Consider the following 24,173-nt stretch of genomic DNA (forward strand, 5'->3'; position numbering starts at 1 on the left):
TTATATTAACTGTATAATAAAACCTCCTATAAAGCAAGCGTTTTCTTAACGGTTTTAAACGATTACCCTTCATCTGAAAGATCACAGTTACTGAGTATTTCTGTTCTTGCTCGTTAGTTATAACTGTGAACTGTCAATTTTACGTTGTTCCCTTATAGCTTTGGATTCTAAAGATTGAATTCAAACTATCTCTCTTTAATTATAATCTATTATTTTCTATAAAATATAAACGTATTGTATGTTTAAAGCGTACCTTAAATAGACATAATCGTTACATTAGAAAAATACGGTTTTCTCGTGTGTGATTAGGGGGTGTTTTAAATTGTGTAAGAAAGTAGGTTGAACTTTTGAAAATTGCATACATACTAGTCTCATCGATCGATCAAAATGAACAACGTCAAATTTAGGAAATGAAAAAATTTTCATCGAGAAGCAATCTGGAGCAACCATCACTCAAAGACCAATTTTTCAAGAGGCTTTAGATTTTGTTAGAGAACAGGATGTTTTTATTATGGAAACTATCGATTAACTCGGAAGGAATTATGATGAGATCATTGATTTCGTGAATTATCCTAAGAAGAAAAATGTACAGCTGGTTATCACTAGTTTACAATTATGGCTGAAGCGATCAGAAATCCTCTCCTGGATAAATTTATCAAAAACCTAATCGTTCAGATCTTGGCCATGATTGCTGAGCAAGAGCGTACCGAATCAAAACGACACCAGGTACAAGGAATCAAGATTGCTAAAGCGAATGGTGTTTATAAAGGTCGCCCCAAACTCTATAGTGCAGACACAAAAGATCCTCAACATCGCCTTGTTTATAAAAGCATCGTTGAAGATCTTAATAAGGGAATTGCTATTTCAAAGATTGCAAAGGAGTATAATGTTACCAGACAAACTGTTTATAGAATAAAAATAGATAGTTTTCAATAAAAGTTAAAATTAAAAAAATTTCTTAATTAAGTAATTTTTCAAAATTAACTATTCATTCACTTCTGTTTATTAGCTGTATGAAAAAGCAACTGTAAAATTTTGTATAAATTGTTTATCCAGTAAAAGGTTCTCTTACATTAAGCTAGCAATTTCAGTATTCGTCCAGTCAGATGGGTTTTTAATAGATAAAGCATTAACGAAATTTAATATTTTACTTTTAAATTTTTCAAGCATCTTATCATTTACTGAATAGCAATTGTGATTAACGTGTACATTATTAAATAGTACATTTGATTTATGAAAAGCAATACAAAAAACATCAGGTCCGCTAATGAAAGAGCCGTTATACCAATTTTCTGAGTGCAGTAACTGTTCGGCATTATCTCTTGAAAACTTGTCGTTAGTTGTTCGGTTTTTACATTCGATGACAAAACTATAATCCCTAGTCGCCCAAAAAATTATCGGGTCCATCATTGTAATCATTTTCGAGTCTTGAAGAATCATATCCAGAAACTCACCGATTTCCAAAAGTCCAGATTCAAAGATATTGCTATTATTCTTCGGCGAATAAACAAGCTTAATTAATATAGAACGAACTGTAATTTGAAAATCTGTAGCATTGTCATATTGATTTATCCAATTTTTTACATTTGTTATTTGTTCAGTTGTTGATCGGGTCTTTTTCGTCAAAAGTGGTATTGCAGGTATTAAAAGATTTGCATTTTTTTGTTTCGCTTTTATTTGCATATCATTTGCTGCGCTTTGGTTATGTGAGTTTGTAATATGTGCTCCTAATTGTAAATACCAACCTTGATCATCTATAGAAATATCTGAATTATTTATAAAGTTACTACTTAACAAATCAACTGCTGATTCAAACTGGTTATTTTCATAATTAGAAAGAACTTGATATTCTTTTTTTGCCAATTCTAAGACGTTATATTCAGTTTCTTCACGGTATATTTTCAAATAAGATTTGAGTTTACTTTTATGGCCGCGCCAACTACTTGTATTTCTTTTTCATATATCCCCCTTAACTTGATCGTATTCTTCTTATTAGGATCGCATAAAAGTTCAGATGAGGCAACAAGTGAATTCAGGCTAATTTGTACTATACTGTCATTCTGAATGTAGCTTTAATTCCATTCATAGCACAAAAAAACATGAGCCATTTACTCGCTCATGTTTTTTATTTACCTAATAACCTCACCTTGCCACTCAGATATCCCACCTAAAACATTCACCACTCGAATGCCTTGACTACTCAAATAACTACAAGCCTGCGACGAACGCCCGCCAGACTGGCAAACGATATAATACGTTTTATCCTTCTCAAATGAGTCGGTTTCTTCCACCAATTTACTCAATGGCCGATTAATTGCCTGGGGTATGTGTCCTTCTGCAAATTCATCGCTTTCTCGTACATCGATGATCGTTAAAGGTGTTTGTTTGCTTCTTTGATAAAATGCGTCATTGCTGATTGATGGGAACATTTTTGCCACTCCTTTATGTCTTGTGGCTTTATTTAACAGGTGAAGTGGCTTTTTGTCAATTGAACTGCAAAAAACCACATCGATGGATGTGGGTTTGCTTGTTTCAGTAATGATCTTTTGCCGAGTAGATAAAAATTGTATCATGTTCAACTTTATAAATCAGCCGATGCTCATCTGTAATTCTTCTGGAGCATTTTCCAGATAGATCATATTTTAGTGGTTCTGGTTTTCCTAGAAAAGGGTATCCACGCCTTACCTTTCCATCTTTACCTCAATTAAATCATGTGTGGTAAATTCACCTTTATTGTACATTATATTCTACGCTAAAGTAAGCGATCTTTTTCTATCTCTTCCTTGAATCATTCATTCTCATCATAAAACTAACTTTCCCCACAACCACAACGCCACCCAACACCAGCATCAACACAGCCCCGCCATAAAACAAGCCTGACTGGTGCAGGAAAGGAAATAGATGTTGTAGATAGGCGATTGTGAGTGGTGTGGCAGCAGTCCCGATATTGAAGAAGATCAGCAGCAGCGCTGTTTGATCTGTGGCCTGTTGACTCTTTTGATTGACTTCATTAAAGACATAAGGGACGAAGGTTCGGAAGGAGAAGCCGCATATGACGACTGCGAGGGAGGCAATCCAGAGATTTGATGCACGCGCTAAAAGCAGGAGCGCTATGCTCATTCCTAAGAATGACACGGGAATCGTCCATTCCTTAAAGATACGGACTGTTTTGCCGAATACCATGCCGGCTGTCATTGCACCGAACCCGATGAATGCCAATAAATTACTGCCATCTGTTGCATCCCCAATCGCTTTATCATAGAGCAAGCCCGTGACCTTTACCGCAATCGACATATAAACAGTCACTGCCAGAAAGAGCAAGATCAGATAATAGATCAGTGTCCGATCAATCGTTGGCCTTGTCTTGGCTTCTTTCTCATTGGATGTGGTTGGTCTGATGTCAGGTACAAACAAACCAAATAGAAAAAGAATTGGTATGGATAGGGCATAGACCATAAAGGAATAGCGCCATCCAGTGACCAATAATTGGCCAACCAAAAAGGTGATCAGCATTCCACCAATACCTTCAAAGGCACTTTGCAATCCAATGACTGTCGCCAGATGACCGCCCGAATATAAACCGGCAGCTATCGTATAAAGCAAAGGATTAAATAGCCCCACGCCAACGCCAAAGAGGATCCGGCTTAAGAAAAGGCTAGTGAAGGAGGTTGTCACCACTGGCAGTAAGCCTGCCAGACAGACAATGCCAATCCCTACTTGGACAGTTCGTTTGTAGCCGATACGCTGCGCGACTTTGGGACTGATAAGAATGGTTAAGATAATAAATAATGAAGGGATCGTTGTCAAAAGTTCGACCAACGTTTCATTAACGGTAGGATAAGCCTGAGCGATCGCTGGGATATTTCCGGCGATCGCCCCTGCTGAAACAACCAATAAAGAAACGGACAATAAAGAAATCTTCCTTAGCTGCGTCATTGATTATTCGAAGATCTCTTTTGCCAGTGCAAAGGCACTCCAAGCTTTTGGCCAGCCTGCGTAAAAAGCTAAATGTGTGATCAGTCCAACGATTTCGTCTTTGGTCACACCATTGGTTTTTGCGATCGTCAAATGTGCTTCCAGTTGTGGGGCACCCATTGCCAAAAGTGCCGCACAGGTGATCATACTTCTGTCGTGGGCAGACAAGGTGTCTTCTTTTACCCAGACTTCGCCAAACAAAATATCATCGTTCAATGCTGCAAATTGTGGGGCGAATTCGCCTAGTTGCTCTCTGCCAGCTGTTTGTTTTTTCATCATAAATCTCTCCTTCTTACTTATCTAAGTTGTTGTACCATTCATCTGTGACTGGTTCTAGCCATTCTGGGGTGCCTGCGGTGATCGCGATATGCGTGAACCAGCTATCCTTTGCGGCACCATGCCAATGTTTGACGCCATCATGGGTGGTAATGACATCTCCAGCTTGTAGGAATTGCGCTGGTTTGCCTGCTTCTTGGTACCAGCCTTCTCCCCCTGTGACGAGGAGTAATTGGAACCCATCGTGATGAATATGCCAGTTGTTGCGGCAGCCTGGTTCAAAAGTCACGTTGCCGACACCGACATTGATTGCTGGATCAGCGATTAGACTTTGCAAGTAGCTTTGCCCGATAAAATATTGTGCATAGGCATCATTTTTTTCTCCGATTGGGAAGATCAGACCGTCTTTAACTTCTTCATGTTTGCTCATATTACTTTCCTCCATTATGTTGATTTCGTCCTACAAAAAAACGAGAGGTACGATGTATAGCATCATCGTACCTCTCGTTTCACTATTCGTCTAATGCTCTTTTTAGATCATGCTATGCTTTGAAGGCATGTTTGAAGCGCATAATGATTTCTTGCACTGCAGGTGTTTGCATCCGTTCTTTCCACACCAATAGACAGTTTGTCTGGATCGCTGGTTCCATGGGAATAAACACGGTATGATCGGCTGCTCGTTTCGTCACAGCACCTTCAATCGTTAAGGCGATTCCTACGTTGTGTTCCACCAATGGCAAAGTATTGAACAATAAGTTGAAATGGCCAACGATCGAGAGCTGTGCCAATGGCACGCCAGCCCACGAAGCCAATAACCGCTGCACTTCTTCTCTATTGGAACACAGCAGCGGCAGTCCTTGAATATCTGCTGGCGTCAACTGGTTTTTGCGTGCAATGGGCCAATCTTTTGACACTAAGAACCCCCATGTTTCTTCTCGCGGCAGCTTTAATACATGGACATTTGTCAAGGATGCTGGTTCCAGTAAGACAGCTAGATCCAACAATCCTTTGTCGAGTTTGTCACTGATATCATCACTAGTGCCCGTCACCAAGTTGAAGGTGACTTTGGGGTAATCCTTGACCATTTCTTCCAGCATCATGGCGACAGTGTCCGAATTATCTGCTTCCACACAGCCGATGGTCATCACGCCTTCAAGCTGCGCCTGCTTCCTTTCAGCAAAGTTCCGATCTAATTTATCACTAAGAAGAATCAACTCTTCTGCCCGCTCTTTGAGAAAAAGGCCATCCGGCAATAAATACAGTTGGTTCTTTTCTCTGCGAAACAACGGCACGCCCAAGGTTTCTTCTAACTCGCGAATCTGACGACTCAAGGTAGGTTGCGTGATATTCAATAGTTTCGCCGCTCTTGAAATATTGCCTTCTTGGGCAACTGTCCAAAAATAACGTAAAAGTCTGATTTCCATCCTGTGCCTCTTCTTCTTTTATTTTTACTATAGCAGATTTATAGGGATAATGCGCTAGCGACTTTTTTCAAGGTTTATCGTCTTGAAATCTACTTTATACGTACTGATAATAGACAATTATAAGGCAAATAATCAAAGCCAAAAAAACGACAATGACCTTTGTTGTGCTTTCTAGACTATCTGTCTTCATTTCAAACTTGGCCGGTCTAAAAGTAGGATTCAAGGTTTTCGTCTGATAGTCAACTGAACTAGAAAAGAAACTATCTGAAGGAATCATAAAAATGAACATCACGCCATAGATAATCGCTGCAAAAATGAATGGGCTGAAATCAAATATATGACCAACAATCAATCCAATAATCATTGGCACACCTATATATAATATGGTTCTGAGTAGGATCAAATAGCTTTTTTTAATATTAACTCCCCCTTTTTTGTTTCACTCAAAAACAAATTCCCTCTTATGATCATTCAAGCCGTCAACATACGTGACAGCTATCACGATTCTTCCTGTGGCTTCCTCGAAATCAACGACTTTAAGTTCGAGTGAATATTTTTTTGTATTGCTATCGATATACCCAACGATTGTCTGCGCTTGACCATTGATCATCAGGGATAGACTACTCTCACCGCTGCTCTCGTTATCAGGAACAGCTGCTTCTGCAGAATGGATTGTATCGCTATGATATATGGTTTCTTCTCCATTTTGATACTGTCTTGTCAGGGTCATCGACTGTTGAATCGTCCCTTGCGCATTGATGATCGACAGGTCTTTTTTGGGGTGAGTGAGAAAGAAAACAGCTACGCCTAAGACAATGATGAGCCCACAAAATAATACGCCGATTCCAATCTTTTTCTGGTTGCTTGTCACAATACTTGTTATCCCTTCTCTACAACGTATCCGGTTGATGATAGACATAGATTGCAGCCGGCACTGCATCTAACTGATCGAATTCTGTAAAAAATGCATGATACGTATTTGCTTCTTTATTGTATACAACCAACCATTGGTGTGAAGGAACGCTTTCAAAAGCATAGTACACCAACGTGGCATCTTCATCTAGGATACGCAACTGCTGGGTGATATTTTCTTCGACTGCCAAGTATTGATGAAATGACTGGCCATGATATGTGATATCATCTATCGATTCATATGGAAGTTGGTCAAAAAATGTGATAGGTATCGTCTTCACATGGTTGGTAACATGCAGAACGCGAATCAATTCCATTTTGGCATGAAGTGTATAGAGAAGATAGTCCATTGGCTCTTCATCAGTGACTTGATACAGTTTTTCTTTTGAATCAAAAACCTCTATCCGACTGCGCCCGTTTGTGAGATAGCCCAAAAAGTCGCCTTCGTCTATATGTTCTGCATTGTAGACGGGATAGTACATGGCCTCGTTGAATTGTAGGCTGCTGTCTTCATCTTGTATCATCCCAACAATATGTCCATTGATATAATTGCTATAAGCATGAAATATGATGCTACCGATGAGCATGATACTGATAAGTACAAATATGCTTTTTTTCACAAAATCACCCCTTTACATGCTGCTGTCGTCTACATGCTTCGCATCGACTTAGTCATAGTATATCTTACCCTTCAAACTAAATAAATACTCTCTTGTTGGCAAAAGTTGAGCGATTGAGGCCTTGAACGCCTCAGAAGAAAATTATATACACAAAAATGACAGCCAAAGCAATCAATATCTGCTTTTGGCTGTCATTTTTGGACTGCATGTTCCGGAATAAAGCTTCTCTATTTCCTTATTGCAGCAATTCTTTTAACCCGTCCACACGGCTGACCAATGGTTTGCCTAATGCTTTTTCAAAGTCATCGCTGTAAACTGCCAGTTGATCGTCTCTGATATCTTGTTGGAAAGTCAAAAAGATTTCCGCTACTGGTTGCGGCAGTCCTCCTGCCACCAAGTGCCGTACAAAGCCTTGATCATCGGTGGCCACGATCTCTAGATCTTTACCAGTTGCTTCTTTTAGTGCTGCCCCCAATGCTTCATACGTGATTGGTGCCCCTGATAATTCAAGAATCTCAGGAAAATCCTTGCCAGCTAATGCATGGGCGGCAACTTCAGCATATTCTCTTCTCAATGCCCAGCCAGTCTTGCCTTCTCCTGCAGCGTACACAAACTTACCCGTTTTGAGTGCTTCACCAATGAGCAATAATTCGTTTTCCAGATACCAGTTGTTGCGCAAAAATGTATGGGCAATCCCGCTTTCGCCAATCAATTTTTCCGTAAAGATATGGTCTGCAGCTAACGCAGTTGTCGATCTTGTGGCCTCAGCGTAACTTGTGTAGGCAATATATGAGACACCCGCTTCTTGCGCCGCTTTCACAACATTGGTATGTTCCGCCTGACGATTGTCTGTGCCGCCTGACACAAATAGCAAACGATCGATACCTGTCAAAGCCTCTTTCATCGAATCTAGATCAGAATAATCCCCGATCCGCACATGAAAGCCCGCTTCTTTCAACGCAGCGCCTTTTTCTTCACTCCGAACCAACGCATAAATCTCTTCTTGAGGTACCAACTCTTTCAAAAATTGTAGCGCCAATCCGCCAAATCCACCTGTTGCACCAGTGACTAAGTAGGTCATTTATCATACACTCCTTCATTTTTTATGTTATTTAGTTGTAATTAATATAGTTACAACATCATCATACGCAGTTTGCCGTGTTTCGTCAAGTAAAAGAAAAAGAAAACTTGGAGAAACAGATCCACTATACAAAGATGAAATATAAAAGGACACTGCTAACCTTTTTTTGGGTCTACTTTTACAAAAGGAAAACCTGATGAACAAATCCATCAGGTTTTATATATGATTCTTATCTATACTGATTTTTGTGTAGTAGGATACACATCCTTATAATTTTTTTAGACTATAATCCACTATTTCATATACTTCATCCGCAACTTTACCTACAAAATAATCGTCATGAGAAGTAAAAACTACAGTTCCTTGGTAGGACCGAATAAGGTTCTCCAGAGCACTGATTGTTTCTAAATCAATAAAATTGGTTGGTTCATCTAAAATCAAAACATTTGATGGCTTTATGAAAAGCAACGCTATTTGTAATCGCGTCGCTTCTCCACCGCTTAACCCGTTGATTGGTTTAGTCATTTCTAGTTGCGAAAATCCTACATTGTGCAAGACACTACGAATAACAGACTCCTTGTACTCAGTTAATTTAAAAAAATAATCCAAAATTGTTCCTTCTCCACTCATTTTATAAGACATCTGTTGATAGATTGAAAAGACCACCTTGGGTGAAAGTACAATTCCTTGGTCATTGGCCAAAATACTGTGTAATAAAGAAGATTTCCCAGTCCCGTTTCCTCCAGTGATAGCAATTCGTTTACCTAAATCAAATTGAAAATTACAATCTTTGAATAAAAGCTTATCACCTTTTTTCAAATAAAAGTTTTCACCTCTGATTGGATATTTATTATGGATTGCGACTGTTTGAGAAGGTGGAAATACGATTCTCCTTTTTTTTGTTATTTTTTTCTGTTCGTCTAGCATATCTAAACGGCTTTCCATACTTTTAGCAGATTTTTGTAAATTTGCCTGAACCGTATCTTTTTGTTTGGAGGAAGACAGACGATCCGGACGTATATTTTTCTGCTTTTTCTTAGCAGATAGTTGATTGCTTTTTTCTGCTTGCTCTTTCTTTTTTATAATTGCAGATTCTAAGCGCTGCTTTTCTTTCAAAAAACGTTCAATGGCTCGCTCATTTTCTAATGTCTCTTGTTTCTTCTGTTCTTGGTAATCATCAAAATTCCCAAGATATTCATAAACTTTTCCGTCTCTCACTTCCCAAATTTTCGTTGCTAGTTGATTTAGAAAAGTTCGATCATGGCTGACAAATAATAATGTTCCATAATAATAGCGAAGCTCTTCAATTAGTATATGCATGCCTGCTCTATCCAAATGAGTAGTGGGTTCATCTAACATAAGCCCCATTTGATAATCAGAAAGAATTTGTGTCAAACGAAATTTTGTTTCCTCACCACCGCTTAACGTATTTACTTGATTTTTAGGAACTGACAAGCGGCCCATCAACTCCCAATCAAGCAAATCAATATTCTTCAATTCATTGATTTCATCGATTTGGGTAAAAAAGTTAAATTCTACTTCTCTTTGAACTTTTCCTACATCAGGTATCAGATCGCCTTTAATGATTTTCAGTAGCGTAGATTTTCCTTGCCCATTTGAACCAATAATTCCAATACGATCTCCTTGATAAGCTGTTAATTCTTTGATAGAAAATAGCTCTTTTGCACCGAAACTTTGCTGTATGTTTGTTAATTTTATCGATAAATTTTCCATAGTATTCCCTTTCTTGCTAGGAAAACCCAGAAAAGTGTACGCAAAGAGGCATAGTATCCGACTATGCCTCGCATAAAATATTAGAAAAGTATACACTCATCCCTTGAAATTGCTCACCTAGTCTTTTGAATTTTATTTAATTAGCCATTCAAAAGGTTTTTACGCAATTTCATAGACGCTGTCATTACTTTTCCCCCTCTACATCTCTTTAATTCAAAGATACCATGCTTAAAGAAAGATGTAAAGTCCAATACTATTTCGCTATACAAAATGCAGGCCAATCATATGTTTGGGATCAACCAAATTTTGGAACAGAATCTATATTTAGAAAGAGTGATTCCAGCAACACTTTCTAAATATACGCTTCCACAATATCCATGAACTGCTGAAAGGAAATATATTTTAGTTGTTCCACATCATAAGGAAACAACGCTGCGACCTTGTTTTCGGCTTGTTCAGCCACATAATACACTGTTTTCCCCAAAGAAATGGCTATGCCCAATTCAAATAATGTTGTGGCATCAACATCACCAGCCATATATACTAGCTCACTTTTTTTGATAGTCGCTATCGTTGCTGCCAAAGAATCATTCATGCCTGTAACTATCGATACCTGTCCCTGAATGCTAAATCCGATAGCTTGTTCATCCATCGAAAAAAGATCGCCCTTTTGGTGTTTGGGGTTGGTAGATATGTGATAGATATACGTACCATTCGATTCTTTATCCATTCGCTTGCTCCTTTCCAGAGATTGATTCTGATATTCATCCGTTCATTTGGCACTTCAGACTATGACTCATGGTGCTGCATCATACCTGTCTGCACCCCACCATTTCGGCAGCAATTCTTTTAGTGTCACGATTTCTCTTTTCTGATAGTCCACCATAAAGGTTGTTTCCGCATTTTCCTGATCCAATTGCATCAGAAACTCTCGACAGGCGCCACAGGGCATACCGCCGACTGCTGCGGGTGCTTCATCACGAAAGGTGATGATCCTGTTGATTTTGGTCTGTTTGCTTTGTTGATACATGTTAAAAGCCGCTGCACGTTCGGCGCAAAGGTGGAAAACACCAGCTGTAGCTTCAAAACAATACCCGGTATAAATTTGCCCATCGCCGGCTTCTAAAGCACAAACGACATGCTCAGCGTAGATAAACGGTGATACTTCATGCGGATTGTACAGTGCTTTTGCTTCTTGATAGAGTTGCGCCCAAATATCCATATAGACCCCTTTCAGTTATGACCAGTTAGGATTCAATTATACCATTGTTCCATGAAACAACGATGCTTCTTCCTATATCATGGTATAGTATACCAAAAGGAGTGATTCACATGCTTACAGCTACATCGAGGATGCAAGGAAATTCTGTAATCATCACTTTACCATCTAATCATGAACACAAGCCTATGGCCAATCAAGACTATATTGTTGTGTATGTCGAAGATGGGACGATCTTTTTGGTTCCGAAGGTAGAAGACCCTTTTTTAATAGGCGATGAAGCTGCTTTTTATGAAGCAGATGAATGGATGGCTCTCTTACCTGAGGGAAGAGAACTTATTTGATGACAAATGACAAGCGATATATTACCTAGAAAAAGACGCTCTAGCCTAGTCATGCTTACATATGAATTTAATCTATAGTGGATTACTTCAACACCGACTATTCTATAGCTTCTATGTAAAAAAATCAGGCATCCTCGTTGTGAGATGATGCCTGATTTTTTATTTATTCGATGGTCACACCAACAATCCCTCACAATACCATTATCAAATGCTTACCTTTACTCAAACCTCCGGCAGATACGCCAGCAACGCCGCAATATTCTCTGCTGAGGTAGCCCAGCTTGTCGCAAAACGTACGACTTGATGGTGGTCATCGTAGTTTTCCCATCGAGAAAATTTGATATGCGCTTCCAAGGTTTTCAACATGTCCTTGTGCAGGATAAAAAATTGCTGATTTGTGGGTGAATCTAAGTACATAGGGTAGCCTTTGGCAATCATACCTTCTTTGAGTATCATTGCCATCGCAACGGCATGTTGACTGATTGTTAGATATAAATCATCCGTAAACAATGTATCAAACTGAATGCCTAAAAGTCGACCTTTGGCCAACAAGGCACCATGTTGCTTGATAAATGTAGTGAAATGCTTGGGTTCATTTTGTTTGGTAAAGACGACAGCTTCTCCGCAAAGTGCGCCTATTTTGGTGCCGCCGATATAAAACACATCACTTAGTGCGGCGATATCCGCAAAGGTCAGATCTGCTTGCGGACTGGCTAGCCCATACCCCAAACGTGCACCATCAATAAATAAAGGAATCTCATAGTCCTGGCATACTTGAGACAATTTGGTCAATTCTTCTTTCGTATACAACGTGCCATATTCTGTGGGATAAGAAATATAGACCATCCCTGGGTACACCATGTGCGTGTGATTGGCATCGGCATAAAATGTTTGCAGATAGTTGGCTACGGATGCGGCCGATAGTTTTCCCGCCTCGGCAGGAATCGTCAATACTTTGTGGCCGCTGTATTCGATGGCACCAGCTTCGTGGGTGCTGATATGGCCGGTATCGGCAGCGATCACGCCTTCATAACTGCGCAATAGGCTGTCGATCACGATTTGATTTGTCTGCGTACCACCGACAAGGAAGTGAATGGTCGCTTCTTTTAGTCCAATCGCTTCTCGAATTTTTTCCTTGGCCGATTGAGTGAATATGTCTGTGCCATAGCCGCTTTCTTGCACCATATTGGTTGCGGCAAATCGGTCTAAAATAGCGGGGTGAACCCCTTCCGAATAATCATTTTCAAAAGATAGCATTAGATTTCCTCCATTTCATTTGGCACGACTTTGTCGAGTATTGTCGTAATCTTTTCCATGGCACCAACGAGTGTCTGTAGCTCCTCGGTATCCAAGTGTTCTGTTAGTCCCTGCACTTTCTCATTCGACCGTTCTTCGATAAAGGCATTTAGCTGTTGGCCTGCTTCTGTCAGGTAGAGATGATAGACACGGCTATCCACTGGATCTTTCTTCCGAAAAATCTGCCCGTCTTTTTCGAGCTTTGACAGCATACGGCTTAAATAGCTTTTTTTTATCATCAAGTACTGGGTCAGAGCATTGGCGGTCACACTAGGCTGTCGGCTGATTTCACCGATACTCTTAAACATCGTTTCCTCCTAAAAAAAATGACTTCTACAAGCTCAAAAAAAGCTTGTAGAAGTCATTAGCAAAATTGCGGTTTCAGTAATCACTGAGGGAGACATTCATTCCCCTATTCTCCACTCATTATCATATACCTATCATTATTCGTCAATACTAATAGATAGAAAAATCTTTTTTATGCTTGAAGCATGTACTATATTATCAATGAGCGTGTCACTTTTCATCAAATGACCAGCCGTCTACCTTAATCTTTAAATCTAAGGAAAGCATTCAATAATGATCATCTTAATATTTTCGTCCATGCTTATGCTATAATCCTCATAAAGGAGTCGAGTCAATCATGCCCGATAAACCTCAAGGAAAGAACACACAAATACCCAACAATACTTTCAACACCATGAATACAAAACCTGATCCATCACAGCAGGGTTCACCTGTTCCATTCCAACAAGGGGACTTTGCTTCGATAGATACAAAATATGAAAACAAGAAGACTTTTTCAGAAATCCTTAGTTTTTATGTACTAAGCATTGCTTTGACGATCCTTAGTTTTTACTTGTTCGTGACACTTCCTATTTTTCAAAATTTCTTGAATCAAACTATTTTGTCTTTCGCCATTGCCTTTGGGTTGTTGATTGTCAGTTTTGTCATTGCACATGTCTTGACGACACTTTGTACGAAAATATACAGAAAAAAACATTGACTCGTCTAATTTCTTTTATATAAAAGGAGTCCTCATATGGTAAAAGTTTTATTGACCGGTATGTCCGGTGTCGGCAAATCTACAATTCTTGATCACATTCGATCAAGTGGTCACCAATGCATTGATTTGGACTATAATGACTGGATCATCTTTGATGATACGGTCGCTGACTACCTTATGGACACGAATAAAATCATCCGATATATCGAAGCACATCCCAACGAACCACTATTTTTTGCTGGAACAACGATCAACCAAAAAGAGATCTATCCTTCTCTTGATTGGGTCATTCTGCTGACTGCGCCTATCGATGTGATGCACCAGCGCATCCAAAACCGAAGCAACAATCAATTTGGCAAAAGTGAAACCGAATGGACCAATATTCTAAAGGATAAGGAAACTGTTGAACCACTGCTGATGCAAAGTTGTGATAGGATCGTATCCACCGATCAATCCATCGACGACGTTGTGAGAGACATTTATACTTTGATCGGTTTTTGAATGCATATCAATTTTGGATGATACAAAACAAACAGGGACAGAAGCTTATCGCTTCTGCGAAAGACCTGGATGAAAGGTTGACGAAAGTGTCGCTAGGAGAAGGTTTGGCTTTCTTATATTCAGGGATGAACGACGGCAGCCTAGCAGAAAAATACCACATCCATATTCTTGATTTACATGCCAATCAGGAGGAACAGGCAATCGTAGCAGCGTATCGGTGGAAGAATGATCGTGAGATGCTACAGCTATTTGTTGATTTTCTTCAGAATTGGACATAAACATTTGAATCATGGAGATCCGTGCTGCTCCATAGGAAAGCAGGACAAATCGTATGCAAGTAAGCGCTATCGTGAGGATAGCGCCTACTTGCTTTTTTATAACTGCTCTTCCACTATCTGGATAAATGTTTTGAATGACACACAGTTCAGTTGCGCCATATCATATGGGTAGCAACGCTTCAACAGCGTTGTCGCCTCGTTCCGTCACATAATACACGGTCTTTTCCAAAGAAATAGCCAGCCTAAGTTCAAAATAAGTTGTTGCGTCAACCTCACCTGAAATATACACCATTGTACTATTTTTGATAGTCGCAATCGTTGTCTCTAAGGAGTTGTTCATGCCTGTGACAATGGAAAGCTCTCCACCAAAACCAAACCCGGTATCTTGGTCATGCATGGAAAGAAGGGTGCCATTTTGATGGATGGGGTTGGTGGAGATTTGATATAGGTAAGCTTCATTTGATGACTTGTCCATCTGATTCCTCCTTCATATAATTGTTGTATCCAACATCCGTTCCTTTGTCAGAGCACTTAGTTGCTGTTCTCCTATTTTGCTTAAAAGTATACCATGCTAAAAAAACATCATGCAAACCATTGTATTCATGGTCTGCATGATGCTTATTTTGGATTATGCTGTTGCTTCAGTTGTCTTTTTTCCGCCGTGGCGAATCAATTTGTTCAATTCGCTGACAATCAGTGGAATCAATGACAAGCCAATCACGATCAGCCATTCTGTTCCATTCAAGCTTGTCACTCTAAAGATATCTTGCAAGAAAGGAATGAATAGGACCGCCAATTGCATCGCCAAGCTAACAACGAAGGCTTTATTCATGGCACTGTTTGAAAATAAACCAATGCTGAAGATCGAGCGGGTTTCACTACGAACAGCATACGCCCGCGTCAGTTCCCCGAAGACCAATGTGGCAAAGGCCATTGTATTGGCCGTTCCATCAGCTATCCCTGGATCTGACAGAACATACTCCCCTAACCAATACGCTGCTAAGGTGATCGCCCCTACCAAGACACCATAAAAAATCATACTTGAGGCAAAGCCATCAGCAAAAATACTTTTCCGTGAATCTCGTGGTTTTTGTTTCATGACGCCTGGTTCAACAGGTTCCATTCCCAAAGCCAACGCAGGTAAGGAGTCGGTCACTAAGTTCAACCATAACAGTTGGATCGCTACTAAAGGCATTTGGTGGAAATTCAAGGCAGTTGCAACAAAGATCGTAATGATCTCACCGATATTACAGCTTAATAGATATTGGATCGATTTCTTGATATTGGCATAGATACCGCGTCCTTGTTCAACTGCATGAACGATCGTCGCAAAGTTATCATCTGTTAAGATCATATCTGCCGCACCTTTGGCTACATCTGTACCAGTGATCCCCATCGCACAACCGATATCTGCGACTTTCAAAGCAGGGGCATCATTGACGCCATCACCCGTCATCGCAACGACCATGCCGTTGGCTTGCCACGCTTTGACAATGCGCATTTTGTGCTCCGGTGAAACCCGGGCATAAACAGAATACTTGCTGACTTCTTCTTCCAAGATTTCTTGCGGCATGGTATCTAATTCGGCACCTGTCAGCGCAAGGTCGCCGGAACGGAAAATCGCCAACTCTTTGGCGATCGCCACTGCAGTCAGTTTGTGGTCCCCTGTGATCATGACTGGACGAATGCCTGCATCGTAACATTGCGCCACAGCTTCTTTGACTTCTTGTCGCGGCGGATCGATCATACCCACCAACCCAGCAAAGGTTAAGCCATTTTCAATGTCTTCTGAAGTCAATTCTTCTGGTACTTCTGTGATATCTTTATACGCTGCCCCTAAAACACGCAAGGCTTTCGATGCCATTTCGGCATTCTTGTCAGCAATGATCTGTTGGTCTGCACCATCGATGATACAACGTGTCAGTAGGACATCAGGTGCTCCTTTGACCATAACCCGATAGCCAGCAGCAGTTTTATGGATGGTACTCATTAGTTTCCGTTCAGAGTCGAACGGAATTTCTGCGACCCGTGGATACATTACTTCTAAATCATTTTTGTTCAATTGTTCTTCATAAGCTTTGGTGACGAAAGCTGTTTCTGTTGGATCCCCCGTCACTTGGACATCTGCAGCATCACCAATTAATTTTGAATCGTTACAAAGTGCACCAATCGTCAGCAACTCAGCTTCTGATTCCTCTCCATAAGCAAACGTTTCTACAATGGTCATTTTGTTTTGAGTCAATGTCCCAGTTTTGTCACTGCAAATCACGGAAGCTGCCCCTAACGTTTCTACAGCTGGCAATTTTTTGACAATTGCATTGCGTTTCACCAAACGCTGAACACCTAATGCCAATACGATGGTCACAATTGCTGCTAATCCTTCAGGAATTGCAGCAACACCCAGTGAAACAGCCATCATAAAGATATCTAGGATCGGACGGCCATATAATAAACCGACAACGAACATCAACACACAGATACCCAAACAAATAATCGACAATATTTTTGAAATTTCAGCCATTTTCTTTTGCAAAGGCGTGATGTTCTCATCTTCAGAAATCAACATGCCCGCAATCCGACCGACTTCGGTTTTCATCCCTGTGTCAGTGACCACGCATGTTGCACGGCCATTGGTGATCACGGTGGAAGAAATCAACATATTTTTGCGATCCGCCAAGCCGGTATCATCTGGCAGGTTGTCGATATCTTTCTTGTTGACCGGTACCGATTCACCTGTCATCGCCGCTTCATCCGCTTTTAGATTGATTGCTTTCAGCACTCGGGCATCGGCAGGAACCAAATCTCCCGCTTCTAACTCAATAATGTCCCCTGGTACCAATGTGGTTGTATCCACATGTTCCAGTTGTCCATCCCGGATCACTTTGGCCAAAGGTGCAGACATTTTTTGTAAAGCTTCCAGTGATTTGCTGGCATTGTTTTCTTGCGAGATCGAAATAATGGCATTGATCACCACGATCAAAAGAATGATCACTGATTCGACCCAATCTTCAAAACCGCTGGATACATAGGAAAGAAATGCCGCAATCAACAATACGATGATCATCGGATCTTTTAACTGCCCGATCACTTTCTTCAATAAACTTTCTTTCTTTTGCACGTCTAGTGCATTTTGACCAAAAGACTGCAGCCGCTTTTCGACTTCTTGTTTAGACAGTCCTTTTTGCTGGTCAGTATCCAAAGCCTGTAAAACTTCCACTTTGGATTTGGCAAACCATAATGTCAAACGATTCATCCCCTATTCATATTCATTTTTTTAACTATCAATATAATACTATACTCTATTTTGGCGCTGTTTGGTGCGTTTATGAAAAGAATCACAGCAGAGAATCGGGATTCTGCTGTGATATCAGCGTATGATTTGTTCGTTGTGCATAACCTGTGGACAACTATTCTAAACCCGTCGAATTCGACGGGTTTAGAAATGAGTATAATGCATGACAATTTCTCTACTGGTTGGTTTTATCTCATGGGAAACTAAAGGTCTACGATGTAACTCTCAACCTCACCTATCCTTTAACAAACGCGACATCCTTCGCTAAAAAGAAGGGTGTATAGTAAGCAACGCCGCTGGATAATGGTAAGACTTCATCAGGTAAATCAATATTGAGTACCGCACGAATATACGCTTGGCGCTTGATGATTTGTTGCCAAAAATTTGGATAAGATTCGGCTAATGCATGCCGCAGGTTTTCGTCAGCCAAAGTAATGCCATTTTCACAACTTGTTCCCGCATAACCTGCAACTGAGGGGATGATATCGATTTGCAGCAGCATACCAGATGTTAAGGGAATCGTTGCATCTTTCTTCACCGGTGAAGACATCCACTCTTCATCAGAGGTTAAATGACCCGGATTTAAATGCCAGTGATAGTCGGCTTGCGGCAGAACTTCTTCAATCAATGCATATAACGCTTTGCCTTGCATGCCGATCTTGATATTTTCCAGCCAGGTCACTACCGCTTTGTAGTACGGTGCGGCTACTTTCTCTATATATGCTTTTTGTTCTTCAGGCAGATCCTGAGCTGATGCAGCGGCGTATCCACTGCGACTGGCCAATCCGCCTTTAAAGCCTGTGGTGATCGACATTTTGTCGCCTAATTTTATTTTCTTGTCTGTAGGTGAGATCACAGCATGTTCAAAGCGTTCACCCGTCGCGGCAATTGGAAAGACATTCGTGCGTTGGCCATATTTCACCAAATGACTGCCAATCTCCATTTCCGTTTTTCCTACCGCTACTTCGTCGATTGCCCGTAATACACAATCTGAAGCCAAAGATGAGCCAAACGCATAATGTGCGATTTCATTGGCATTGTTTTGGGACCGAACGCCGTAGTTGCTATGAATGAATAGATCAGTCTGATTGCTGACATTCTCTGAGCCAACGAGGGCTTCCACTCCGTTGACGATAAATGCAGGCAGATCATACAGTTTTCGATTGTCTCCAGCAGTCGTGAACATTTTCCAACCAACTAGACCGACATGTTGGCCCTTCTTTCTGTGACTTTATGCTAGTGTCTTCTTCTATGACTAGGATAACATGTTCATTCTCATGATTGAAATCCTTGAATAAACTGCTTCGTTCGCGCTTCTTTTGAATGGTTAAACAATTCGTCTGGGGTGCCTCGCTCTAAAATCGTCCCTTGATCCAAAAATATGACCTGATCTGATACTTCTTTAGCGAATTTCATTTCATGAGTCACGAGAATCATCGTCGTATTTTGATGGGCAATCTTTTTGATGAGCGCTAAAATACCTGAGACAAGTTCTGGATCCAAAGCCGACGTAGGTTCATCAAATAAAATGACTTCTGGTTCAATGGCTAATGCCCGTGCGATGCCTACACGTTGCTGTTGCCCACCTGATAATTTATTCGGATAAAAGTCCATTCGGTCTGCCATACCCACCAAATGTAATTGCCCCTCTGCACGTTCGATGGCTTCTTTTTTAGACAGATTTTTCACTTGAATCAGCGCTTCCATGACGTTTTCTTTAACTGTCTTTTTAGAGAATAGGGCATAGTTTTGAAAGACCATGGCTGTTTGTCTTCGGACAGCCAAGATATCTCTTTTTGTGGCCTTGGCTACATCGTAGACAACCTCGCCGATTTGAATAGTGCCTGCGTCTGCAGGTTCTAAGAAATTAATCGAACGCAATAAGGTCGATTTACCGGAACCGCTTGACCCAATGATCGTAAGTACGTCACCAGTACCGACAGTCAAATTGATATTTTTTAATACATGATTATCTTTAAAAGACTTGTTCCAATTATTTAATGTAAGCATATCTTTTCTCCTTTACTGATCCACTTTCAACTTGCGTTCGACTACCTTTGACAACTGCTCAATAAAAATACACATCGCCCAATACACAAGGGCAACGGCAATGTAGGCTTCAAAAAAGCGCAAGTTCGCACCGGCAATGATTCGTGTTTGACCCATGATATCTACAATTGTCACAGTGAAAGCTAATGAGGTTGCTTTAAGCAGACTTATCAAACTATTGGCTAGATTCGGCAAAGCTACTATTAACGCTGAGGGCAAAATGATCCGGCGCATGGTTTGCGCATTCGTCATACCAATCGATTTGGCCGCTTCAATCTCACTTTGATCAACAGATGATAAGGCCGCACGGAATGTTTCCGAAGTATAGGCAGCTTCATTCAGTCCAAACGCAATAAATACATACACTAACGCAGGGATCGCATTGACATCCGCACTAAAATGCAGCTTTTCTCCAAGCCATTCTACGAGAATAGGGAAGCCATAAAAGGACAAGAACAGTTGTACCAATTGTGGTGTCCCCCGCATAAATGAAACAAAAACATTACTCAACTGAGTCAATAAAGAAATCTGTTTTATCTTAATCATGGCAATCAAAAAACCCAGCAAGAACCCAATCGCCACTGATACGACCGTCATCAGTAAAGTGATGGGTAGTTTTGGCAACAATTGCTTCATGATTGTTGGAATCATCGACGGAACAAATAATTTCCCCTTCGTGCTTGCTTCGGTCTCGACAGCAGTATTTTCTGTAGCTGTCACGATTTCTTTGTTCAACGCATCATTTTTTTCAATAATCTCGTTTGTTAGTTTTGTATCGTCTTGACCTAAATACCGCTCACTGATTTCAGCCAATGTGCCATCCGCACGCATTTCTGCTAAAAGTCCATCCATTTCATTCCGTAATGCCACTTCATCTTTACGGTAAATAAAGTACGAACCGGGTTGTCTGATATCTGCTTCGTTTTCAATGGGATGCGTTTTTAGTGTAATGCCAAAGGTCGATTCCACATCATGGACATAGGTCGTCGCGTAGATTGTTGCGTCAAATTTCCCTCTCTCTACATCGCGAATGATTTGCGATGGATCCGAATCCACATATTGGATGCGTACAGCTTGGTCTGGATTGTCCTCATTCCACGACTCTAAAAATTGTGATTGTGGTGAAGCAGGGACAACCGCCACTGATTTTCCTTTCAGATCACCAATCGACAATCCATCTGACTGGTCTGTAGCGGTTATCAACACATTATGAGTGACGATATATGGATACAGAGAAAACAAATATTTCTCTCGACGGTCACCACTTTCCCCAAGATTATTAACGACTAAATCAAATTTTTTCGCATCCAGTCCCGCAAACAATGAGGCAAACTCAGCTGTTTCAAATGTAAAGTTCAAAGTGTCTGAACGCTCGTCCATTTCTTTCAATACATCGATTTCAAATCCAGTCAATTGATTGTCTTCACTGAAAAAGTTCAATGGTTTGGTTTGACCAGAAGTTCCTACCACAACGGTTTGCGCTGCTGCTTGAAAAGGACTCCCTACTACGACCAGTAATCCCAAGATGACGGCTGCAACAACCAGTTGCCACCCTTTCTGTTCCTTGTCTCTTTTTTTCATTTTTCTCCATACCTCTTTCCTTATCTACACAAAAAACCGACATCAGATCATTCTAATGTCGGCAGAAAGTTGTATAAAAAATCAGTTTCGATTTCTCAGCCCTACATTAGATTCACCAATCTATGCAGGCACCAAAAATGAGCTCTTCATAGATACAAACAACTGTTGTTTGCATCTATATGACGCAAACATCATCTATAAAAAGCGTAATAATAAAATTGTCCAGTATTCATTACGTGTGTTTGCATCAAAAAAGCCTCCTTGTCTTTATTAAGAAATATTCTATCCATTTATTCAGGGTACGTCAACTGTTTTTACTTTTTTTATTGCCTCATTCGTTATTTTGTTGATCATTCAAGCCATGGTACCAAAGTACCGATTACCGGTGGACAGCTAGTGTAAACACCTCATCACCGATATATACCTTTTCGATTCGACTAAGATCATTATAGTATGTCATATAGGTCATATCATTGGTTCCCTGCTGATCCTGTGGATTTAAAATGGCCAATTCTTGTTTGTTCCCTTCACTATCTTCCGCAATCACTGAACTACCTGCTAACCGTGTTGTATACGGTGTTTGGATATGGACAGATAATGGAGAAACAGTAACAGATACTGCTTTGTCCGTACTTTCAAATACTTTCGTTGGCAATGGATCAGGATCACCCATGTCTATAGTCCAATCAGCAGAAATTTGTTCTGTAAACAACGTACCAGAAATAGTGAAAGCATCCACCTTATCCAATTCATCTATGTCAAAAACAAATTCTTTCCGGTACGTTTTATTCGCTCCCTGATAATAATCAAACAGATATGTCACAGTCGGCTGATATACCACTTCTGTGTCTGTATTCGCTGAAAGTAAAAGGTCATTGATGGATTTGTTCAGGCTTTGAATCTGGACATGGAATCTATCTTGAATCATCCCATAGCTGCTGATAGCGAAATAGTCGTCTGTTGACCGATGTTCTCCCTTAAGAATCAACAGCGGATCATTGGCTTCCTCAATGCCTGTACTGCTTAAAATAGCTGAACGAGATATCTGCTCAGATTGATTGGCAGCCCTCTCTTCATTGCTGCTTAACTTTATCTCCTCTTTGATTTTGACTGGATTTGTTTGCAGCAGCTTAATCGCTAATTCGGATAATTTATCGAAACTGGTGAGTAAAAAGAACTGCTTCCTATGCTCTTTTTCAGGCGTGATTTCTTTGATCACAGACACACCAGGTACATCAGCAGGATCAATCAACACTTTCTGCTCGGTCCCTTCAGTCGATATGACTGTGTAATACACACCATTATCTTGAAAATACTGCAGCAGCCGAATTTTAACCCCATTTTTTGTGACACTGATTTCCTCTTGCGGTGTCAACAAAGTGCTAAAGTTGTGCCCAAAATACGTGTTGATGATTTTGGAAAGATAAGGAACAGTCGTAAATCCAACTAAAGTAAGGATCAAAAAAGACGCAACCATCAATGCGACACCTTTTTTCAGCCTCTTCGGTTTTCGGGGAACTGCTTTAGACTGAACTGCGCGAAAAATTCGTTGTTCATCAATCGTATCAAGCAGGCCTTCTTCCTGCAAGAAGAGATCCACTTTTTGAGTATCCTGTTTCATCTCGTATCCATCCCCTCTCTGATCATGTCTTTCAAGCGTTTTTTATAGTAGAAAAGGATATTATTGATTTCTTTTAGTGGTATGCCGAGTGCATTTTGGATATCTTTTGGTTTTTGATTCAAAATCAATCGCCGCACCATGACCTCTCTGGCTTTGTCAGGCAAGGCAAGGAACATATCAAGATAGTGATCATCAAACCAATCAGGTATTTGTTGATGTTGATACAGACCAGCTAGTGAAGCGAACAATTTCATCTCTCGATTGTTCTTTACCACTTTGTTTTTTGCTAGACTAATGACTTTCCAAGACAAATAGGTTTTCAAGGAGGCTCTTTCAGGATTGTACTTTTCCGGATACCGCCACAGAAAAACAAAGGTATCTTGTACGACTTCTTCTATATCTTGCACACGTTGCGCATACTGTTTGGTAAGTACAATCGCCGCTGCCGCATACAAGTCATGCGAATAGGTATCAATGACTTCTCTTAACGCATCATTGTTTTGCTGCAGCAAGCGGTCTTTCAAATACGCATCTTTTTCATTCATCTCCAGCATTTTTCTCCTTTATATTTATATACAAGACAAAATATTAAAAATACTAAAATGATGTAAAAATTTATTTCGGCTCTATAATTTATGGGACTGATGAATCAGAAATGATTCTTCAGTCCCATAAATTATAGAGCCCCCTTTTTCAGGGAACGCATTTTTATCCATATTTTTCAACTTCTTGACCCCATCGATACAAGCTATTCGCGTGAACTTCTAGCTGTAGGCTAACTTTTTTAACAGAAAATTTTTCTTCCGTCACCAGTTTTACGGCGATTTTAAATGCTTTATCAAATGAACGTCTTGGCATAATCTAGATCTTCGCCTTCCCTTAATTCTTTGTCTAGTTTATTATACCAACTCCAGATTTATCCACTCCCTAAAAGTCTAACTTTTAGGGGCACTACATTAACTTG

The 24,173-nt window shown here is 40.4% G+C and carries 27 protein-coding genes, 2 pseudogenes and 1 riboswitch; of the genes and pseudogenes, 5 read left to right on the forward strand and 24 right to left on the reverse strand.

The annotated features are described in order from the left end of the window. Positions 1-347: 347 nt before the first annotated feature. Positions 348-936 (forward strand): annotated as a pseudogene (locus ACYVRS_RS03620) (recombinase family protein). A gap of 132 nt (positions 937-1,068) precedes the next feature. Here ACYVRS_RS03620 and ACYVRS_RS03625 read toward each other — a convergent pair. The 14 genes and pseudogenes from ACYVRS_RS03625 to ACYVRS_RS03690 all read right to left on the reverse strand — a co-directional run bounded on the left by ACYVRS_RS03625 (position 1,069) and on the right by ACYVRS_RS03690 (position 11,244). Next, positions 1,069-1,863 (reverse strand): hypothetical protein, encoded by a 795-nt coding sequence (locus tag ACYVRS_RS03625; RefSeq protein ID WP_461202551.1) that lies wholly within the window; start codon positions 1,861-1,863, stop codon positions 1,069-1,071. A 266-nt stretch (positions 1,864-2,129) separates the two neighbouring features. After that, positions 2,130-2,429 (reverse strand): rhodanese-like domain-containing protein, encoded by a 300-nt coding sequence (locus tag ACYVRS_RS03630; protein ID WP_461202553.1) that lies wholly within the window; start codon positions 2,427-2,429, stop codon positions 2,130-2,132. Positions 2,430-2,532: 103 nt separating this feature from the next. Next, positions 2,533-2,667: pseudogene (locus tag ACYVRS_RS03635) on the reverse strand (Txe/YoeB family addiction module toxin); the annotation flags it as partial. A 105-nt stretch (positions 2,668-2,772) separates the two neighbouring features. Beyond that, positions 2,773-3,909, reverse strand: coding sequence for an MFS transporter (locus tag ACYVRS_RS03640; protein ID WP_461202555.1), 1,137 nt, complete (start codon positions 3,907-3,909; stop codon positions 2,773-2,775). Between the two features lie 30 nt (positions 3,910-3,939). Next, complete coding sequence (locus ACYVRS_RS03645; RefSeq protein WP_461202557.1) at positions 3,940-4,251, reverse strand: carboxymuconolactone decarboxylase family protein; 312 nt, start codon at positions 4,249-4,251, stop codon at positions 3,940-3,942. Between the two features lie 16 nt (positions 4,252-4,267). Further along, positions 4,268-4,681 (reverse strand): cupin domain-containing protein, encoded by a 414-nt coding sequence (locus ACYVRS_RS03650; protein ID WP_461202559.1) that lies wholly within the window; start codon positions 4,679-4,681, stop codon positions 4,268-4,270. 112 nt (positions 4,682-4,793) lie between these two features. After that, complete coding sequence (locus ACYVRS_RS03655) at positions 4,794-5,675, reverse strand: LysR family transcriptional regulator (RefSeq protein ID WP_461202561.1); 882 nt, start codon at positions 5,673-5,675, stop codon at positions 4,794-4,796. Between the two features lie 94 nt (positions 5,676-5,769). Further along, a complete protein-coding gene (locus ACYVRS_RS03660; RefSeq protein WP_054114339.1) occupies positions 5,770-6,039 on the reverse strand; it encodes a hypothetical protein in 270 nt (89 codons plus the stop codon). A gap of 75 nt (positions 6,040-6,114) precedes the next feature. Next, positions 6,115-6,594, reverse strand: a complete 480-nt coding sequence (locus ACYVRS_RS03665; protein WP_461202563.1) for a hypothetical protein — start codon at positions 6,592-6,594, stop codon at positions 6,115-6,117. After that, a complete protein-coding gene (locus tag ACYVRS_RS03670; RefSeq protein ID WP_461202565.1) occupies positions 6,566-7,207 on the reverse strand; it encodes a hypothetical protein in 642 nt (213 codons plus the stop codon). Before ACYVRS_RS03670 ends, ACYVRS_RS03665 begins: the two co-directional genes overlap by 29 nt. A gap of 235 nt (positions 7,208-7,442) precedes the next feature. Next, positions 7,443-8,288, reverse strand: a complete 846-nt coding sequence (locus ACYVRS_RS03675; protein WP_461202567.1) for an SDR family oxidoreductase — start codon at positions 8,286-8,288, stop codon at positions 7,443-7,445. 267 nt (positions 8,289-8,555) lie between these two features. Further along, positions 8,556-10,022: a ribosomal protection-like ABC-F family protein gene (gene abc-f / locus ACYVRS_RS03680; RefSeq protein WP_461199129.1), complete on the reverse strand. Its 1,467-nt coding sequence runs from the start codon at positions 10,020-10,022 to the stop codon at positions 8,556-8,558. A 352-nt stretch (positions 10,023-10,374) separates the two neighbouring features. Beyond that, positions 10,375-10,752: a hypothetical protein gene (locus tag ACYVRS_RS03685; RefSeq protein WP_461202569.1), complete on the reverse strand. Its 378-nt coding sequence runs from the start codon at positions 10,750-10,752 to the stop codon at positions 10,375-10,377. A 66-nt stretch (positions 10,753-10,818) separates the two neighbouring features. Beyond that, positions 10,819-11,244 (reverse strand): cytidine deaminase family protein, encoded by a 426-nt coding sequence (locus ACYVRS_RS03690; RefSeq protein WP_312500052.1) that lies wholly within the window; start codon positions 11,242-11,244, stop codon positions 10,819-10,821. A 110-nt stretch (positions 11,245-11,354) separates the two neighbouring features. Between ACYVRS_RS03690 and mazE the strand changes: the two genes are divergently transcribed. Next, the gene (gene mazE, locus ACYVRS_RS03695) at positions 11,355-11,585 is read left to right on the forward strand and encodes a type II toxin-antitoxin system PemI/MazE family antitoxin (protein WP_313540748.1); all 231 of its coding nucleotides are present in this window, start codon (positions 11,355-11,357) and stop codon (positions 11,583-11,585) included. A gap of 222 nt (positions 11,586-11,807) precedes the next feature. Here mazE and ACYVRS_RS03700 read toward each other — a convergent pair whose 3' ends face one another. Further along, positions 11,808-12,842 carry a threonine aldolase family protein gene (locus ACYVRS_RS03700; protein ID WP_461202571.1) on the reverse strand — a complete coding sequence of 345 codons (1,035 nt, stop codon included), beginning with the start codon at positions 12,840-12,842 and terminating at the stop codon, positions 11,808-11,810. Continuing rightward, a complete protein-coding gene (locus tag ACYVRS_RS03705) occupies positions 12,842-13,189 on the reverse strand; it encodes a MarR family winged helix-turn-helix transcriptional regulator (RefSeq protein WP_461202573.1) in 348 nt (115 codons plus the stop codon). The genes ACYVRS_RS03700 and ACYVRS_RS03705 overlap by 1 nt, the downstream gene beginning before the upstream one ends. Before the next feature lie 40 nt (positions 13,190-13,229). After that, positions 13,230-13,302: riboswitch (Fluoride riboswitch) on the reverse strand. A 222-nt stretch (positions 13,303-13,524) separates the two neighbouring features. Here ACYVRS_RS03705 and ACYVRS_RS03710 point away from each other — a divergent pair. From ACYVRS_RS03710 to ACYVRS_RS03720, 3 genes are all read left to right on the forward strand, one after another. Further along, entirely contained in the window at positions 13,525-13,887 is a 363-nt protein-coding gene (locus ACYVRS_RS03710) for a hypothetical protein (protein ID WP_313540742.1), read from the forward strand. Positions 13,888-13,923: 36 nt separating this feature from the next. Beyond that, complete coding sequence (locus ACYVRS_RS03715) at positions 13,924-14,388, forward strand: AAA family ATPase (RefSeq protein WP_461202575.1); 465 nt, start codon at positions 13,924-13,926, stop codon at positions 14,386-14,388. A 77-nt stretch (positions 14,389-14,465) separates the two neighbouring features. Beyond that, on the forward strand, positions 14,466-14,666 hold the full coding sequence (locus ACYVRS_RS03720) for a hypothetical protein (RefSeq protein ID WP_313540738.1): 201 nt from the start codon (positions 14,466-14,468) through the stop codon (positions 14,664-14,666). A gap of 160 nt (positions 14,667-14,826) precedes the next feature. Here the strand turns inward: ACYVRS_RS03720 and ACYVRS_RS03725 are convergent, their stop codons facing one another. From ACYVRS_RS03725 to ACYVRS_RS03760, 8 genes are all read right to left on the reverse strand, one after another. Continuing rightward, positions 14,827-15,141, reverse strand: coding sequence for a hypothetical protein (locus ACYVRS_RS03725; RefSeq protein WP_461202576.1), 315 nt, complete (start codon positions 15,139-15,141; stop codon positions 14,827-14,829). 153 nt (positions 15,142-15,294) lie between these two features. Beyond that, positions 15,295-17,919: a calcium-translocating P-type ATPase, PMCA-type gene (locus tag ACYVRS_RS03730; RefSeq protein ID WP_461202578.1), complete on the reverse strand. Its 2,625-nt coding sequence runs from the start codon at positions 17,917-17,919 to the stop codon at positions 15,295-15,297. A 274-nt stretch (positions 17,920-18,193) separates the two neighbouring features. Next, positions 18,194-19,144, reverse strand: a complete 951-nt coding sequence (locus ACYVRS_RS03735; RefSeq protein ID WP_461202580.1) for a M24 family metallopeptidase — start codon at positions 19,142-19,144, stop codon at positions 18,194-18,196. Positions 19,145-19,233: 89 nt separating this feature from the next. Next, positions 19,234-19,968 carry an amino acid ABC transporter ATP-binding protein gene (locus ACYVRS_RS03740; RefSeq protein WP_461199114.1) on the reverse strand — a complete coding sequence of 245 codons (735 nt, stop codon included), beginning with the start codon at positions 19,966-19,968 and terminating at the stop codon, positions 19,234-19,236. Positions 19,969-19,980: 12 nt separating this feature from the next. Continuing rightward, positions 19,981-21,588: an ABC transporter substrate-binding protein/permease gene (locus tag ACYVRS_RS03745; RefSeq protein ID WP_461202582.1), complete on the reverse strand. Its 1,608-nt coding sequence runs from the start codon at positions 21,586-21,588 to the stop codon at positions 19,981-19,983. Between the two features lie 379 nt (positions 21,589-21,967). Next, a complete protein-coding gene (locus tag ACYVRS_RS03750; protein WP_461202584.1) occupies positions 21,968-23,209 on the reverse strand; it encodes a DUF4179 domain-containing protein in 1,242 nt (413 codons plus the stop codon). Then, positions 23,206-23,754, reverse strand: a complete 549-nt coding sequence (locus ACYVRS_RS03755; protein WP_461202586.1) for an RNA polymerase sigma factor — start codon at positions 23,752-23,754, stop codon at positions 23,206-23,208. The genes ACYVRS_RS03750 and ACYVRS_RS03755 overlap by 4 nt, the downstream gene beginning before the upstream one ends. A gap of 163 nt (positions 23,755-23,917) precedes the next feature. Further along, entirely contained in the window at positions 23,918-24,067 is a 150-nt protein-coding gene (locus tag ACYVRS_RS03760; protein ID WP_396206137.1) for a transposase, read from the reverse strand. Positions 24,068-24,173 lie beyond the last annotated feature (106 nt).

It is taken from the genome of Enterococcus salsurae (assembly GCF_054784955.1).